Source organism: Clavibacter sepedonicus, assembly GCF_000069225.1.
Classification (GTDB): domain Bacteria; phylum Actinomycetota; class Actinomycetes; order Actinomycetales; family Microbacteriaceae; genus Clavibacter; species Clavibacter sepedonicus.
In genome coordinates, this window is record NC_010407.1 from 896610 (window position 1) to 910033 (window position 13424).

The window sequence follows — 13424 nt, forward strand, 5'->3', positions numbered from 1 at the left end:
GCCTCGCCGCATGCCCGACCCGAGCCCCTGCCCGTTCTGCGCGCTGCTCCGCGACGAGCCGCTGGTCGCGCCGCTGCGTCAGGACGTCGTCGCCGAGCGCGAGCGGGCGGTGGCCGTCATCGCGCCGCGCTGGTGGCCGCGCAACCGCGGGCACGCCCTGGTGATCCCGCGGGTCCACGTCCGCGACCTCTACTCCGTCGCACCCGCCGACCTGCACGCCGTGATGGACCTCGTGCAGGAGGTCGCGGTCGCGATGCGCGCGTCATACGACTGCGCGGGCATCTCGATCCGCCAGCACGACGAGACCGCGGGCGGCCAGGACGTGTGGCACCTGCACGTGCACGTCTTCCCGCGCGCGGAGGGCGACGACCTGTACGGATCCGCGCCGCTGCCCGGATTCGCCACGCCCGAGGAGCGCCTGCCGTACGTGCGCCTGCTGCGCGACGCGCTCGCCGCCTGACCCGCGCACCGGCGTCCGCCGTCGACCGACGGCCCTGACGGGGGCCAGCCGTGGCGGGCGCCCAGCTGCCACGATCGTGGCATGGAAGCCACCGCGCCCCTCGTGACCTGGACCCTCGCCGCCGAGATCCCCGTCCCCGCCGACGTGCACGAGCTGCTGGTGGAGGGCGAGCAGGCCGTCGCCTCGTTCCGCACCTTCCGGGACTCGGCCACCTTCACGACGAAGCGCCTCATCGTGCGCGACGCCCAGGGGATCACGGGCAAGAAGGTGGAGCTGTACTCGCTGCCCTACAGCTCGATCAACATGTGGTCGACCGAGAACGCCGGGACCTTCGACCTCGACGCGGAGCTCGAGCTCTGGACGCGCGCCGGGCACATCAAGGTGAAGCTCGGCAAGGGCGCGGACATCCGCCGCATCGACGGTCTCATCGCGTGGGCCGTGCTGCACGCGCACTGATCACGGACGACCCCTCGCGGCTCGCCGGGCCCGCCCGGCGTCCGGCCCGTACCCGGACATGCGGAAGGGGAGGAGGAGCGACCCGATTGCGCTCCTCCTCCCCTCGACCGGGGCGGCCCTGTGGGCCGGTCCGCGGCTACTTCGCGGGCGTGGCCTTCACCAGGAACTCGACGGTTCCCTGGGGCTGGACGCTGACGAAGCCGAGGCTCGGGGCCTCGACGCCGTAGTCGGAGAAGGTGACGGGGATGGATCCGCTCACCTGCACGCCGTCGTCCGTGAGCGCGGCCTGCAGCGGCACGGTGACGGTCTGCGTGACGCCGTGCATGGTGAGCTCGCCCGTCGCGTCGACCGTCGCGACCTGACCGCTCGCGGGCACGGCCGCGTCGACGGGCTGGGTCAGCGTGAAGGTCGCGTCGGGGTACTTCGAGACCTCCATGGCGGTGCTGCGGAAGTACTCGTCGCGGGGTGCCGCGTCGGTGGCGATGCTCGCGACGTCGACCTTCACGGTCGCGGCCGAGAGGGTGGATCCGTCGACCGTGATGGATCCGGTCACGTCCTCGGTCTTGCCGACGACGGTGACGTCGGTGCCGTTGAGCACCTCGGCGACGCGGTAGCCGGCGGTGCTGCCGGTGCCGATCTGCCACTCGCCGGACAGGTTGCTCGTGTCGAGCGTGGAGTCGGCGGGGGCGGCCGAGACGGACGGGGCGGCCGCGGGGGCGCCGACGATCACGTCGCGGTAGAAGGCGGGGTCGAACGCGGCGGCGCTGACACCGAGCACGACCACCACGGCCGCGCTCGTGCCGACGATGATCTTGGTCTTCTTCTGCATGGGGGTCTCCTGATCCGGATGGTGCTCAACTGATCGCCGCTCGATGCTGCGCCGACATCAGGGACGACGGACCAGCCCCGGGAACGGTTCACGGGTTCAGGTTCCTGCCAGGTTCGCGGCCTCGGCGGCGACCGCGACGAACGCCGCGGCCAGCTCGGGAGGCCCGATGACGGTGAGCGGCCGGTCGAGCAGCAGGAGCCACCTGGCCATGGACCCGTGGCTGTCCGCACCGCCGGCGACCAGGCACGAGTCGGGGCCCTCGGCCGTGACCGTGCCCCACGCCGGGGAGATCCAGTGGGCGATCTCCGACGCGGGCGCGTGCACGCGGACGACGCCGGTGACGCGCTGCATGCGGGAACGGATGCCATCGACCACGAGCGCGTCGAGGTCGTCGGCGGGATCGGCGCGGGGCCGGCTCGGCACGGTCGTCGCCGCCACGTCGCCCATGCGGTCCACGCGGAGGGTCCGCCACGACTCCGCTCCCGTCACGTACGCCAGCAGGTACCAGCGGTCCATGGTCCGGACGAGGTGCCGCGGCTCCAGGACCATCGGACCGCGGCGTCCGTCGCCCCGCTCGTAGTCGCAGGTGACCTGCCGACGGGTGCGGCAGGCGCGGGCGAGCACCTCGAGCGTCGTCGCCGATGCCGGCTCGTCCACCGGCCCGATCGCGTGCCCGATGTCCACGGCGGTCGAGTGGTGCGACATCGCCCCCACGGCGGCGCGCGCCTGCTCGGGGAGGACGCGGACGACCTTGTCGAGTGCCCTCCGCGCGGCGGCGGAATGCTCCGCGTCGCCCGCGGCGGACGCGTCGCGGAGGGCGACGAACACGGCCACCGCCTCGACGGGATCCAGCGTCAACGGCGGGAGCGACGCGCCCGCGGCCAGCTCGTACCCGCCGTCCACGCCGGTCGCGCTCGTGACGGGGTACCCGAGCGCGCGCAGTCGGCCGACGTCGCGTCGGATCGTGCGGTCGGTGACCCGGAGCTCGGCCGCGAGCTGCTCCGCGTTCCACGTGCGGTGACGCTGGAGCAGGGCGAGGAGCCGGAGGAGCCGTTCCGAAGCGTCGCGCATGGCACCACCCTGGGTCGCGTCCCGGACAGCTGCTGTCCGGATCCCTCCCTAGCGTCGCAGCATCCCGGCGGTTCGCCGGGTGCGACGACGAGGAGATCCGCATGACGACGAACCATCCCCCGAGGACGACGACCGAGGTCGTGCTCGCCCGGCATCGGGGTGACCACCGAGAGGCGCCCTCCTCCTGCGTGGCGCTCCGGGAGGTCCCCGTCCTGCCGCTCCCGGACGGCGAGGTGCGCGTGCGCACCGACTCCATGCAGGTCACCGCCGTGATGGCGGATCTCATGAGCCCGGCGCCGGGCCTCCCCATGCCCGCCTACGAGCGGGACCGGCCGCTGTGGGGCGGGGCGACGGGGACGGTGGTCGAGTCCGCGTCCGACATGCCGGTCGGAACCGTGGTGACGCACATGAGCGGGTGGCGCGAGGAGGTCGTCGGGAGCGCCGGATCCTTCTGGCCGGTGCCGGTCGACCGGTTGCCGGGCGCGGAGCACGTGCTCAACCAGGGCGTCACCGCGTTCCACGGCATGGTCGACGTCGCCCGGGTCGGGGATGGCGACGTCGTGTTCGTGACCGGCGCGGCGGGCGGGGTCGGCTCCCTCGCGGGGCAGATCGCGCGGGCCCGCGGGGCGAGCACGGTGATCGGATCCACCGGGTCGGCCGCGAAGGCCGCCTGGCTGGTCGACGAGCTCGGCTTCGACGCGGCCATCGACCACCGCCGGGAGGACGTGCTCGCGCGGCTCCGCGAGCTGGCGCCCGACGGCATCGACGTGCTGTTCGACACGGTTGCCGGACCGCAGTTCGAGGCGGCGGTGCAGGCCGCGGCGCCGGGTGCGCGCTTCGCGCTCTGCGGTGCGCTGGCCGGGCAGATCGACGGAGGTCAGGGCGGTATGCCCCGGCTCGACGTGATGACGGCGATCGTGAAGCAGCTCGAGATCCGGCCGTTCTCGACGCACCACACCGCCGAGCAGATCCGGGCGTGGGACGAGCACTACGCGCGCTGGCTGTGGGAGGGCCGCATCGTCTTCCCGCACACGATCGTGGAGGGCGGGATCGCGGCGGCGCCCGGGGCGCTCGACGGCCTGCTGCGCGGAGAATTCCGCGGGAACGTGATCGTGCGCATGTAGGGCGGGCGACCGCAGGCGACGGCGGTCGTCACCGGCCGGCCAGGGGTCGTCGAGGTGATCCCTGGGATGATTCCCCCGAGCGGTGAACCTTCCGGCCGTCCATCTCGTCGTGGAGGGAGGAGGCACGGATGACCACGGAGAGCACGGCACGCATGCGGGCGCTGCACGACGCGCACGCACCCGCGCTGCAGCGGTACGCGCTGCGGCTGACGGGGGATCCGGCGCTCGCCGAGGACGTCGTGCAGGAGGCGCTGCTGCGGGCCTGGCGCTCGCCCGCGATCCTCGCGGAGGACGACGAGTCCGCCCGCCGCTGGCTCTTCACCGTGGTGCGCAACCTCGTGATCGACGACCGGCGCAGCGCCTGGCGCGGCCGCGAGACACCGACGGACACCCTCCCCGAGGATCCCGTCGCCGACGCCTCCGACGCCATCATCGACCGCCTGCTCGTCGCCGAGGCGCTCGCGTCGCTCTCCGCCGAGCACCGCCGCGCGGTCGTCAGCTGCTACCACCTGGGCCGGTCGGTCGCGGAGACCGCCGAACGCGAGGGCGTCCCGCCCGGCACTATCAAGTCCCGCCTCCACTACGCGCTCAAGGCGCTCCGGCTCGCCCTGCAGGAACGAGGAGTCACCCGATGAACGACCGCGCCGACGACATCCACGAGTGGGATGCCGCATACGTGCTCGGCAGCCTGAGCGCCACCGACCGCGCGCTCTTCGAGGCCCACCTCGAGGGCTGCGACGCGTGCATGCGCTCCCTCGCCGAGCTCTCCGGCCTGCCCGGCGTGCTGCGCATGCTTCCCGTCGACGAGGCGATCGCGCTCATGGACGAGCCCGAGGCGCCCGCCGTGCCGCAGCCCGCGCCCGAGCCGCGCGAGCGTCCGTCCGCCGCGGCCGGGCACCGCGTCCCCCGCCGGCGCCGCCGTCCCCTGTCCGCGCCCGCGCGCCTCCCGGTGTCGCGCCGCACGGGCGGGTGGATCCTCGTGGCCGCCGCCCTCGTGCTCCTCGTCGGCGGCGCGGGCCTCGGCTCCGCGCTCCGCGCCGGCGTGAGCGCGCCCGTCGCGGATCCCGCCCCGTCCGTCACGTCGCCGTCCGCGGACCCGTCCTCCTCGACCGGCCTCCCGGCCGACGCCGTGAGCATGCGCTCCGAGCTCGACGAGGGCGTCACCGCGCAGCTCGCCGTGACGGCCAAGCCGTGGGGCACGCGCTTCGACTGGAGCTGCGCCTACGCGGGCGGCGGCGCGCGCAAGGGCGCCTACGACCTCGTGGCGATCGCCGACGACGGCACCCGCACGATCGTCGCCACGTGGGGCGCCGGCCAGGCCGAGGCGACCCAGCTCGCGGCCACCTCGAGCCTCCCCATCGAGCGCATCCGCGAGGTGCAGATCACGCCGTCCGACTCCGACGTGGTGCTGGCGAGCCGGGACCTCTGAGGCGTCCCCTGATAGCATTGCTGGTATCGAGGAGGTGCATCATGTCGATCGGTGAACTGGTCCATGCCGCACGACGGAGCCGCGGATACACGCAGCGCCAGTTGAGCGGTCGCTCCGGGGTTGCGCAGTCGACGCTGTCGGAACTGGAGTCCGGGCGGCGCAGCCCCAGTGCCGAGACCGTCGATCGGCTCCTGCTCGCGACCGGGCATCAGCTCATCTCGATCCCGACCCGGCGGCAGACGGCAGCCAGCGCGACGGCGGAGATCGCCTCGCGACTGGCAGAAGGGGACAGGGAGCTCGCCGTCCGCCACTTCATCCAGCTCGCGGACGACCTGGCTGCTGTCCACCACGAGGTCCGCTTCGCGCTGACCATCGCGGAGCCGGCTCGAACGGGCGAGAAGCGCTGGGACGCGGCTGTCGCAGGCCTCGTGGAGCACCGGCTCGAGGAGGAGGGCCTCCCTCTCCCCTCCTGGGTCAGCTCGGACGAACGCCGGCTGCGGAGGAGCTGGATCTTCGGAGACGGCGTCTACGACCTGCCGGTGGACCCGGAGCGCGCGGTCCCGGCGTTCCGGCGTCATGGCGTGCTCCTGGATCCGGCCACCCTGGCGAGCGTCTGATGCATGCACTCGACCGGAGCGCGTTGATGGCCGCGCTGTCCGAGCTCATCGCCGCGCTGCGGCTCCGTGGCGTCACCGGGCGCATGCAGATCTTCGGGGGCGCGGCACTCACGCTGTGCCACTTCGATCGCGGGACGACGGTCGACATCGACGCGCGCCTGAGGTTCGATGGCGACGTGCAGGAGTCCGTCACCCTCATCGCGGAGAGGCGCGGTTGGGGCTCGGACTGGCTGAACGACGACGGGGCGTTCTTCATCCCGGCGTACGGCCGCGACGTGGAGTGGATCGAGATCTTCGTGGGGGAGGGCTTGGTGGTCGAGATCGCATCGGCCGAGGCCCTGCTGGCGATGAAGCTTCACGCCGGGCGCCCAGGTCGCGACGGCCGGGACATCTCTCGCCTCATGGTCATATGCGGGCTCTCGTCCCTGTCCGAGTTGGAGGACCTGCATGAGGCCTACTACCCGGGAGACGACCTGTCGGCGCAGGCGGAGAAGCTCATCCTGAGGATCCTCGACGTCGGACTCCCTGAGCGCCCCGACACCCCGCCGCCGCCGGTGGTCGGCTGACGGCGGATCACCCGCCCGACCCCTGGCGCGCCGCCCGCGCCGCCCCGTAATCTGGCGATCCGTACCCGAGGAAACGCGAGCAGGCGAGGACCCGATGAGCGACCCGGCAGCGCAGGCCGACGTGCCCGACGTGCCCGCGATGAGCGACGCCGACGCGGCCGTGGTCGCCGCCCGCTGGAAGCGCAACGCGACCCTGTTCCTCAGCGGCCAGACCGTCTCGCTGTTCGGCTCGATGCTCGTCCAGTACGCGGTCATGTGGTACGTCACGTTCGAGACCCGCTCGGGCCTCGCGATCGCGCTCTACGCGGTCTGCGCGTTCCTCCCGCAGGGCATCGTCTCGATCTTCGGCGGCACGCTCGCCGACCGCATGAACCGCCGCGTGCTCGTGATCGTCTCCGACAGCACCATCGCGATCGTCACGGTCGCGCTCGCCCTGCTGATGATGAACGGGGTCACCGACCTCTGGATCATCCTGCTCGCGGTGGCCGTGCGCTCCGTCGGCGCCGGGTTCCAGACGCCCGCGGTGCAGGCGATGATCCCGCAGATCGTGCCGCCGGAGCAGCTGCTGCGGATCAACGGCATCTTCGGCACCATCCAGTCGGCCATGGCCCTGCTCGCGCCGGCCGCCGCGGGCGCGGTCTACGCCGCCTACGGCCTCGTGCCGCTCTTCTTCGTCGACGCGATCACGGCCGCCATCGGCATCGCGTTCCTGCTCTCGGTCGCGGTGCCGACGCTCGCGTCCATCGCCGACAAGACGTCGACGTACCGCGAGGACCTCGTCGAGGGGATCCGCTACATCGGCGGCAACCCGGTCGTCCGCTGGCTGCTGGTTCTCTTCGCGATCATCTTCCTGCTCACGGTGGCACCGTCGTTCATCACGCCGCTGCTCGTCGCGCGCACCTACGGCACCGAGGTGTGGATGGTGACGGTGCTCGAGATCGCCTTCAGCGTCGGCATGCTCGGGGGAGGCGCGCTCGTGTCGACGCTGTTCGCGAAGTCCGACCGCATGACGCTGATCCTCGTGAGCTGCTTCGGCTTCGCGATCTTCACCGCCGGCCTCGGCCTGAGCCCCAACCTCTGGGTGTTCTACGGCTTCATGTTCGCAATCGGCCTGTTCGTGCCGCTGTTCTCGGCGCCGTTCATGACGCTCGTGCAAGAGACCGTCGCGCCCGAGATGCACGGCCGCGTCTTCAGCTACGTCGGGATCGTCATGGCGCTCGCGACCCCGATCGGCGCGGTCGCCTTCGGCCCGCTCGCCGACGTCTTCAGCGTGCAGACGCTGCTGGTCGCGGCGGGGATCATCACGGTCGTCGTGATCACGGTCGCCATCTCCCTGCCGTCCGGCCGCGCCGCGATCCGGATCGCCCGGGAGAAGAAAGTGGAGGCGGATGCGGTGGAAACTGCGGTTTCCGATGCCTCGCCCACCGTAGAAGACCCTCCGCGTACGACCCCCGTTGCCTAGCCCTTCCCTTGCGCAGCTGGATCAGCCACCGGCGCTCGGCGAGCCGTGGATTCCGTTGCGCGCGACAGGCGAGCCGCATCTGAGAGCGGATGCCGAGGAGGGGCGCAGCCACCGTGACGGTGGCTGCGCCCCCTGGTCGTCCAGCTAGGCGAGTCGAGACCAACTCAGATCGTGTCGAGGTCAGTCAGGCCTTCGATCGCGGACGATCACTGCGTACCGGAGAGCGCGAGGGCATAGGTGTGGGGCTCACGTGCTTCTCCGACTTCGCTCGTCGTGACGGCGCCTTCGGTGCCGAACGTGGTGATCTGATCTTCTGTGCGCTCGTCGGCCCTGGTGTCCACGAACAGGTCGTGGCCGATGTTGCGTAGGCCCTCGACGGACGCGATATCCGCTTCATGGGCGTCGTCGGTGAGGACGAATTGATGAGTCTGAACGGCACCATCCGCTTCCGGGATGCTGTTCCGGACGGAGATCGCGCGCTGGGAGAAGCTGCTGTTCGACGCCCGGGCGGATGTGACGTAGTCATTCTCGGAGTCGCCGGTGGTGAACAAGAAGGTATCAGACGCGTTTGACGCCTTCCACAGCTGCACCCCCTCGAACTGACCGATCGCGACCAAGTCATCCTTCGAGAACCCGGACGCGGAGGCGACATGAGCCAAGGCGCGGTTCGGGACGGCAGATTCTTCGATGCGGCCCTCGGCGGCTGTGGAATCATTGAGGGCATCACTGCGGATCCGGCCGACATCCAAGGCCGTGGCTCTGGCGTTGAGGCTGGCAGTCTCCCCGGGCGACTTCCATCTGAACGCACCCTTCCGGTAGTTCCGGGTGTCGTAGATCGTGGCCTGGTAGCTCCACGCGTTCGTGGTGGCTGTGCCGAGCCAGACCTGTATGTTGGCCAACCCGGTTATCGTCTCCTCGGTGAATCCGGCCGTGATCCCTGTGCGACTCTGGTACACCGTCCCCTCTGTATAGATGACGTCAGGAGCTGCGCTGCCGTCGAAGAAAGTCGCGGTCGCTGCATGCGCTGGCGTCGCCACGGTCATCGCCAGTGCGGCAGCGGATAGAAATGATGCTATAGCAATTCGATTTCGTTTCATCAGATGGTTCCTTTCGTCGGTGTGCCTATGTTGGGAGTCAGTCTCCAAGCTCAACTCGCCGGAACCATTCCACATCCGAAGCGTGGCAAGGTAATAAATCGAAACACAGTGCCGTGACTGCGTCGCCGCTGGTGGTCAGCGAGAAGATGGCGGCCTGCGGTGCGCGGGCGATATCATCGCAAGATGAAATACCGAAGCGTCGCGTGCGCGTCATTTCTGTGCATGCGGAATCAGGCAGTGGATTGAGGAGCGATGACATGATGGGATTCAATGCACGGCTCACGGCCGCCCTGGCGGAAGCGCAGGCACGACGTCAGCGAGCGGAGAGCGACCGGGCCCCGGACCACAGCAGAGGTGATCGACCGGATGCCTTCGATGGGCACGCGACCCCGTTGCCGCCGTACGAGAAGGCCGCTCGCAGAAGGCGCTGGTGGCAGAGGCGACTCTGATCGTCCTCGGGCGATGAGGCCGCCTCTCGTGCCACGGTGGTCGCATGCCGTCGTCCATCGCCGTCCTCTCCGACCTCCACGGCATGCTCGGGGCGCTCGACCGGGTGCTCCGGGAACCCGCGATCGAGCGGGCCGAGCTGATCGTCGTCACTGGGGACCACATGTGGGGACCGCAGCCGACGGAGGTGCTCGACCGTCTGCTCGCTCTCGGCGACAGGGCGATCCTGGTCCGTGGCAACGCCGACCGGGAGCTGCTGCGGATGTCGCAGGGCATCGACGTTGGTCTGTCCGACGATCCCCTGTCCGTGTGGGGCGCCGCCCAGCTGACACCCGTCCATCAGCAGCTCCTGGAGCGCATGCCCGAGCGGATCACCCTCGACGTGGACGGCTTCGGGCCGGTCCTCCTGTGCCATGCCACCCCGCGGGACGACGAGGAGATCGTGCTCGTCGACAGCCGTCAGGAGCGCTGGGACGAGGTGCTGCGCGACGTGGATCCCGCCGTCCGCGCCGTCGTCTGCGGCCACACCCACATGCCGTTCGTCCGGCTCGTCGACGGCCGGCTGGTGATCAACGCCGGGAGCGTCGGGCTCCCGTACGGGAGAGAGGGGGGCTCACTGGGCGGTGCTCGAGGCCGGGGCGGTCGTGATCGGGCGCACCCGCATCGACGCCAACGATCTCATCCGCGAGACGGCCGTATCATCGGCCTACCCGGACGTCGTCGCCTGGCTCCAGGAGGCGGTCCGCCGACCGTCGACCGACCGCGAGGCGTTGGCCGCGTTCGGACCGCGGGACGGCCGGTGACGCCGACAGCTCAGGTCGTCAGCCCTCCGCGTGATCGCGCACCGCGAGCTCGTCCGCGTACGCCGCGATGGCGCGTCCGTAGCCGGGAACGGTCGGCGCGAGCCGCCGCAGCGCGAGGGCCAGCGCCTCCGTCGGCCGCCCGGCGTCGTGCAGCGCGAGGGCGAGGAAGGCGTCGCGCCCGACCGCGTCGTCGTCGTCCGGCAGGGCCTCGAGCAGGGCGACGGCCTCCGCGGGCTCGCCGACGTTGCGCGGCGAGCTCGCGAGCTGGATCACCGCGAGCGGTCGGTGCTCGGGATCCAGCCCGCCGTCGAGCGCGGCTCGATACAGCGGCACGGCCTCCACCTCCTGGCCCACGTAGTCGTGCGCGCAGGCGAGCTCGAAGAGGCCGCGCGGATCTCCGTCGGGCCGCTCGGCGACCAGGGCGCGCATGCCGGCGACGGTCTCGTCCGCGCGCTCGTCGTCGGCGGCCGCCCAGAAGGCGGCGACCCGGGCGTCCCAGTCGTCGTGGTCCATCCCGCCAGCCTGGCAGCCGCCGGTCAGCGCGACCGCGCCGGCGGCGGCCCCGTCGTCGCCCGGCGCACCAGCCGCGTCGGCAGCTGCACGCGCATCGCGTCGGGCTCGGTGCCGGCCATCAGCGACATGAGGAGGTCCACCGCGGTGGTGCCGAGGCGCTGCATGGGCTGGCGGATGGTGGTGAGCGAGGGCGTGATCTGCGAGGCCTCCGGGATGTCGTCGAAGCCGATGACGGAGAGGTCCTCCGGCACGCGGATCCCGAGCTCGGCCGCCACCTGGAGGATGGCGATGCCCGAGAGGTCGTTGGCGGCGAAGATCGCGGTCGGCCGGTCCGACATCGAGAGGAGGGCGCGCGCCGGCTCCCGCGCGGGCGCCGTCAGGAAGAACCCAGAGCGCACGAGGGCCGGGTCGAACGCGATGCCCGCCTCCTGCAGCGCGCGACGGTAGCCGGTCTCGCGGAGGGTCGCGGATCGGAGGTCGGGGCGGCCCGCGAGGAAGCCGATCCGCCGGTGCCCGAGCTCGAGGAGGTGCCGGGTCGCCTGGAGCGCGCCGCCGAGGCTGTCGGACTCGACGCTCGGGAGGTCGGCGGGCCCCGTGTGCGGGTCGATGGAGACGACGGGGATCTCGGTCGACGCCGTCACGACCGTGGGCGTCACCATGATCGCGCCGTCGATGAGGGTGCCGCTCAGCCGGCTGAGCGACCGGCGCTCCCAGCCCGTGTTGTCCACCTGCCGGGATCCGCTGTAGGCCAGCAGGTCGTACGGCGACGCCCGGAGCGCCGCGCCCACGCCCTTCAGGATCTCGGCGCTGAACGGCTCGAAGCCCGCCACCAGCACGCCGATCACGCCTGTGCGGTGGGAGCGCATGCTGCTCGCGACGAGGCTCGACTCGTAGCCGAGGCGCTCGACGACCTCCATCACGCGGCGCGACGTCTCGGCCGATATGCCGTACCGCCCGTTCACCGCCTTGGACACGGTCGACACCGAGACGCCGGCGGCAGCGGCGACGTCGTGGATGGTGGGGCGGCGGGACATGGACCGCACCCTACGCCTGGAGAAAAGGATTTCGAAAACGTTTGACGAAGATCGGTGCGCGACCGAGACTTGCCCGGCCGGCCCCCGTCACGACGACGCGACGACGCGACCGCGACACGGGACCGGATCGAGTCGCACCCCACAGCACCAGGCACGCGGCTCGTGCACGCCCACCCCCCGACACCCGCCAGGGTGCGCTCAATGAAGAGACAGGTAGAACGACATGAAGGCACGGAAGATCCTCACGGGATCCGCGGCCCTGCTCGTGGGGGCCCTCGCCCTCACCGGCTGCAGCGGCAGCGGTTCCGGCAGCGGCGACGACGGCGGCCCCGTCGAGATGACGCTGTGGCAGAACTCCACCACCGGCCCGGGCAAGGCGTTCTGGGAGAAGGTCACGGCCGACTTCAACGCCGCGAACCCCGGCGTCACCGTGACGGCCACCTCGATCCAGAACGAGGACCTCGACGGCAAGCTCCAGACCGCCCTGAACTCCGGCGACGCGCCCGACATCTTCCTGCAGCGCGGCGGCGGCAAGCTCGCCGCCACGGTCGCGGCAGGGCAGATCATGGACATCACCGACGGCATCTCCGCCGACGTAAAGGGCCAGATCTCGCAGGGCGCGTTCGACGCGAACTCGATCGACGGCAAGGCGTACGCCATGCCGGTCGCCGTGCTCCCCAGCGGCATCTTCTACAGCCAGGACCTCTTCACCGCGGCCGGCATCACGGAGACGCCGAAGACGATGGACGAGCTGGACGCGGCCGTCGACAAGCTCAAGGCCACGGGCGTCGCCCCCATCGCGCTCGGCGCGAAGGACGCCTGGCCCGCCGCGCACTGGTACTTCAACTTCGCGCTCCGCGAGTGCAGCTCCGCCACGCTCGAGAAGGCCGCCACGGACAAGGACTTCAGCGACGACTGCTGGATCAAGGCGGGCCAGGACGTCGAGGACCTCGTGGGCACGAACCCCTTCAACGACGGCTTCCTCACCACCGCCGCGCAGCAGGGCGCCGGCTCCTCGGCCGGCCTCATCGCCAACAAGAAGGCCGCCATGGAGCTCATGGGCGCCTGGGACCCGGGAGTCATCGCGGGCCTGACCCCCGACCAGAAGCCGCTGGCCGACCTGTCCTGGTTCCCCTTCCCCGAGATCTCCGGCGGCAAGGGCGAGCCCGGCTCCATCATGGGCGGCATCGACGGGTACTCCTGCTCCGCGCAGGCCCCGAAGCAGTGCGTCGACTTCCTCAACTACATCGGCACCGCCGACGTGCAGAAGGAGTACTACGCGGCCTTCAACGCCCCGCCCGTGAACACCGAGGCGCAGACCGCGGTGACCGAGCCGTACCTGAAGGAGATCCTCGCGGCGTACAACGACGCGCCCTACGTCTCCCAGTGGCTCGACACGGTCTACGGCCTGAACGTCGGCAACGCGATGAACGTCGGCGTGGTCGACCTCATGGCCGGCGATGGCAGCCCGGAGAAGCTCATCCAGACCGTCGGCGACGCGGCCAAGAAGGCCTAG

General features: G+C 71.2%; 16 protein-coding genes and 1 pseudogene. 11 read left to right on the plus strand and 6 right to left on the minus strand.

Annotated features, from left to right (window positions below):
* The first annotated feature begins 10 nt into the window (after positions 1–10).
* Both CMS_RS04275 and CMS_RS04280 read left to right on the plus strand, forming a co-directional pair.
* Positions 11–460: an HIT family protein gene (locus CMS_RS04275; RefSeq protein ID WP_012298274.1), complete on the plus strand. Its 450-nt coding sequence runs from the start codon at positions 11–13 to the stop codon at positions 458–460.
* An 81-nt stretch (positions 461–541) separates the two neighbouring features.
* Positions 542–916: a PH domain-containing protein gene (locus CMS_RS04280; RefSeq protein WP_041464387.1), complete on the plus strand. Its 375-nt coding sequence runs from the start codon at positions 542–544 to the stop codon at positions 914–916.
* Between the two features lie 136 nt (positions 917–1052).
* On the opposite strand, the gene CMS_RS04285 is transcribed toward CMS_RS04280, so the two are convergent.
* Complete coding sequence (locus CMS_RS04285) at positions 1053–1745, minus strand: YceI family protein (RefSeq protein ID WP_012298276.1); 693 nt, start codon at positions 1743–1745, stop codon at positions 1053–1055.
* A 96-nt stretch (positions 1746–1841) separates the two neighbouring features.
* On the minus strand, positions 1842–2816 hold the full coding sequence (locus tag CMS_RS04290; RefSeq protein ID WP_012298277.1) for a helix-turn-helix transcriptional regulator: 975 nt from the start codon (positions 2814–2816) through the stop codon (positions 1842–1844).
* Between the two features lie 101 nt (positions 2817–2917).
* Between CMS_RS04290 and CMS_RS04295 the strand changes: the two genes are divergently transcribed.
* From CMS_RS04295 to CMS_RS04320, 6 genes are all read left to right on the plus strand, one after another.
* Positions 2918–3940 (plus strand): MDR family NADP-dependent oxidoreductase, encoded by a 1023-nt coding sequence (locus CMS_RS04295; RefSeq protein ID WP_106408674.1) that lies wholly within the window; start codon positions 2918–2920, stop codon positions 3938–3940.
* Positions 3941–4068: 128 nt separating this feature from the next.
* Entirely contained in the window at positions 4069–4575 is a 507-nt protein-coding gene (locus CMS_RS04300) for a sigma-70 family RNA polymerase sigma factor (RefSeq protein ID WP_012298279.1), read from the plus strand.
* Entirely contained in the window at positions 4572–5369 is a 798-nt protein-coding gene (locus CMS_RS04305) for an anti-sigma factor family protein (RefSeq protein ID WP_012298280.1), read from the plus strand. The genes CMS_RS04300 and CMS_RS04305 overlap by 4 nt, the downstream gene beginning before the upstream one ends.
* 41 nt (positions 5370–5410) lie before the next feature.
* A complete protein-coding gene (locus CMS_RS16165) occupies positions 5411–5986 on the plus strand; it encodes a helix-turn-helix domain-containing protein (protein WP_012298281.1) in 576 nt (191 codons plus the stop codon).
* 83 nt (positions 5987–6069) lie between these two features.
* On the plus strand, positions 6070–6552 hold the full coding sequence (locus CMS_RS04315; protein WP_223842726.1) for a hypothetical protein: 483 nt from the start codon (positions 6070–6072) through the stop codon (positions 6550–6552).
* Positions 6553–6646: 94 nt separating this feature from the next.
* Entirely contained in the window at positions 6647–8014 is a 1368-nt protein-coding gene (locus CMS_RS04320) for an MFS transporter (RefSeq protein WP_041464389.1), read from the plus strand.
* 206 nt (positions 8015–8220) lie between these two features.
* On the opposite strand, the gene CMS_RS04325 is transcribed toward CMS_RS04320, so the two are convergent.
* Both CMS_RS04325 and CMS_RS17060 read right to left on the minus strand, forming a co-directional pair.
* Complete coding sequence (locus CMS_RS04325; protein WP_012298284.1) at positions 8221–9111, minus strand: hypothetical protein; 891 nt, start codon at positions 9109–9111, stop codon at positions 8221–8223.
* Positions 9112–9148: 37 nt separating this feature from the next.
* A complete protein-coding gene (locus CMS_RS17060; RefSeq protein ID WP_133064111.1) occupies positions 9149–9370 on the minus strand; it encodes a hypothetical protein in 222 nt (73 codons plus the stop codon).
* Positions 9371–9643: 273 nt separating this feature from the next.
* Here CMS_RS17060 and CMS_RS18220 point away from each other — a divergent pair.
* Both CMS_RS18220 and CMS_RS17595 read left to right on the plus strand, forming a co-directional pair.
* Positions 9644–10102, plus strand: a pseudogene (locus CMS_RS18220) (metallophosphoesterase family protein); the annotation flags it as partial.
* Between the two features lie 100 nt (positions 10103–10202).
* The gene (locus tag CMS_RS17595) at positions 10203–10361 is read left to right on the plus strand and encodes a hypothetical protein (RefSeq protein WP_215905400.1); all 159 of its coding nucleotides are present in this window, start codon (positions 10203–10205) and stop codon (positions 10359–10361) included.
* 18 nt (positions 10362–10379) lie between these two features.
* On the opposite strand, the gene CMS_RS04335 is transcribed toward CMS_RS17595, so the two are convergent.
* Both CMS_RS04335 and CMS_RS04340 read right to left on the minus strand, forming a co-directional pair.
* A complete protein-coding gene (locus CMS_RS04335; protein WP_012298286.1) occupies positions 10380–10874 on the minus strand; it encodes a tetratricopeptide repeat protein in 495 nt (164 codons plus the stop codon).
* Positions 10875–10897: 23 nt separating this feature from the next.
* Positions 10898–11908 carry a LacI family DNA-binding transcriptional regulator gene (locus CMS_RS04340; RefSeq protein ID WP_041464391.1) on the minus strand — a complete coding sequence of 337 codons (1011 nt, stop codon included), beginning with the start codon at positions 11906–11908 and terminating at the stop codon, positions 10898–10900.
* Between the two features lie 223 nt (positions 11909–12131).
* Between CMS_RS04340 and CMS_RS04345 the strand changes: the two genes are divergently transcribed.
* A complete protein-coding gene (locus CMS_RS04345; protein WP_012298288.1) occupies positions 12132–13424 on the plus strand; it encodes an extracellular solute-binding protein in 1293 nt (430 codons plus the stop codon).

What these genes read in the sequence shown, in the direction of transcription:
- CMS_RS04275 (WP_012298274.1), top strand. Translation starts at nt 11, where the DNA reads ATGCCCGACCCGAGCCCCTGCCCGTTCTGCGCGCTGCTCCGCGACGAG.
- CMS_RS04280 (WP_041464387.1), top strand. Translation starts at nt 542, where the DNA reads ATGGAAGCCACCGCGCCCCTCGTGACCTGGACCCTCGCCGCCGAGATC.
- CMS_RS04285 (WP_012298276.1), bottom strand. Translation starts at nt 1,745, where the DNA reads ATGCAGAAGAAGACCAAGATCATCGTCGGCACGAGCGCGGCCGTGGTG.
- CMS_RS04290 (WP_012298277.1), bottom strand. Translation starts at nt 2,816, where the DNA reads ATGCGCGACGCTTCGGAACGGCTCCTCCGGCTCCTCGCCCTGCTCCAG.
- CMS_RS04295 (WP_106408674.1), top strand. Translation starts at nt 2,918, where the DNA reads ATGACGACGAACCATCCCCCGAGGACGACGACCGAGGTCGTGCTCGCC.
- CMS_RS04300 (WP_012298279.1), top strand. Translation starts at nt 4,069, where the DNA reads ATGACCACGGAGAGCACGGCACGCATGCGGGCGCTGCACGACGCGCAC.
- CMS_RS04305 (WP_012298280.1), top strand. Translation starts at nt 4,572, where the DNA reads ATGAACGACCGCGCCGACGACATCCACGAGTGGGATGCCGCATACGTG.
- CMS_RS16165 (WP_012298281.1), top strand. Translation starts at nt 5,411, where the DNA reads ATGTCGATCGGTGAACTGGTCCATGCCGCACGACGGAGCCGCGGATAC.
- CMS_RS04315 (WP_223842726.1), top strand. Translation starts at nt 6,070, where the DNA reads ATGCAGATCTTCGGGGGCGCGGCACTCACGCTGTGCCACTTCGATCGC.
- CMS_RS04320 (WP_041464389.1), top strand. Translation starts at nt 6,647, where the DNA reads ATGAGCGACCCGGCAGCGCAGGCCGACGTGCCCGACGTGCCCGCGATG.
- CMS_RS04325 (WP_012298284.1), bottom strand. Translation starts at nt 9,111, where the DNA reads ATGAAACGAAATCGAATTGCTATAGCATCATTTCTATCCGCTGCCGCA.
- CMS_RS17060 (WP_133064111.1), bottom strand. Translation starts at nt 9,370, where the DNA reads ATGTCATCGCTCCTCAATCCACTGCCTGATTCCGCATGCACAGAAATG.
- CMS_RS04335 (WP_012298286.1), bottom strand. Translation starts at nt 10,874, where the DNA reads ATGGACCACGACGACTGGGACGCCCGGGTCGCCGCCTTCTGGGCGGCC.
- CMS_RS04340 (WP_041464391.1), bottom strand. Translation starts at nt 11,908, where the DNA reads ATGTCCCGCCGCCCCACCATCCACGACGTCGCCGCTGCCGCCGGCGTC.
- CMS_RS04345 (WP_012298288.1), top strand. Translation starts at nt 12,132, where the DNA reads ATGAAGGCACGGAAGATCCTCACGGGATCCGCGGCCCTGCTCGTGGGG.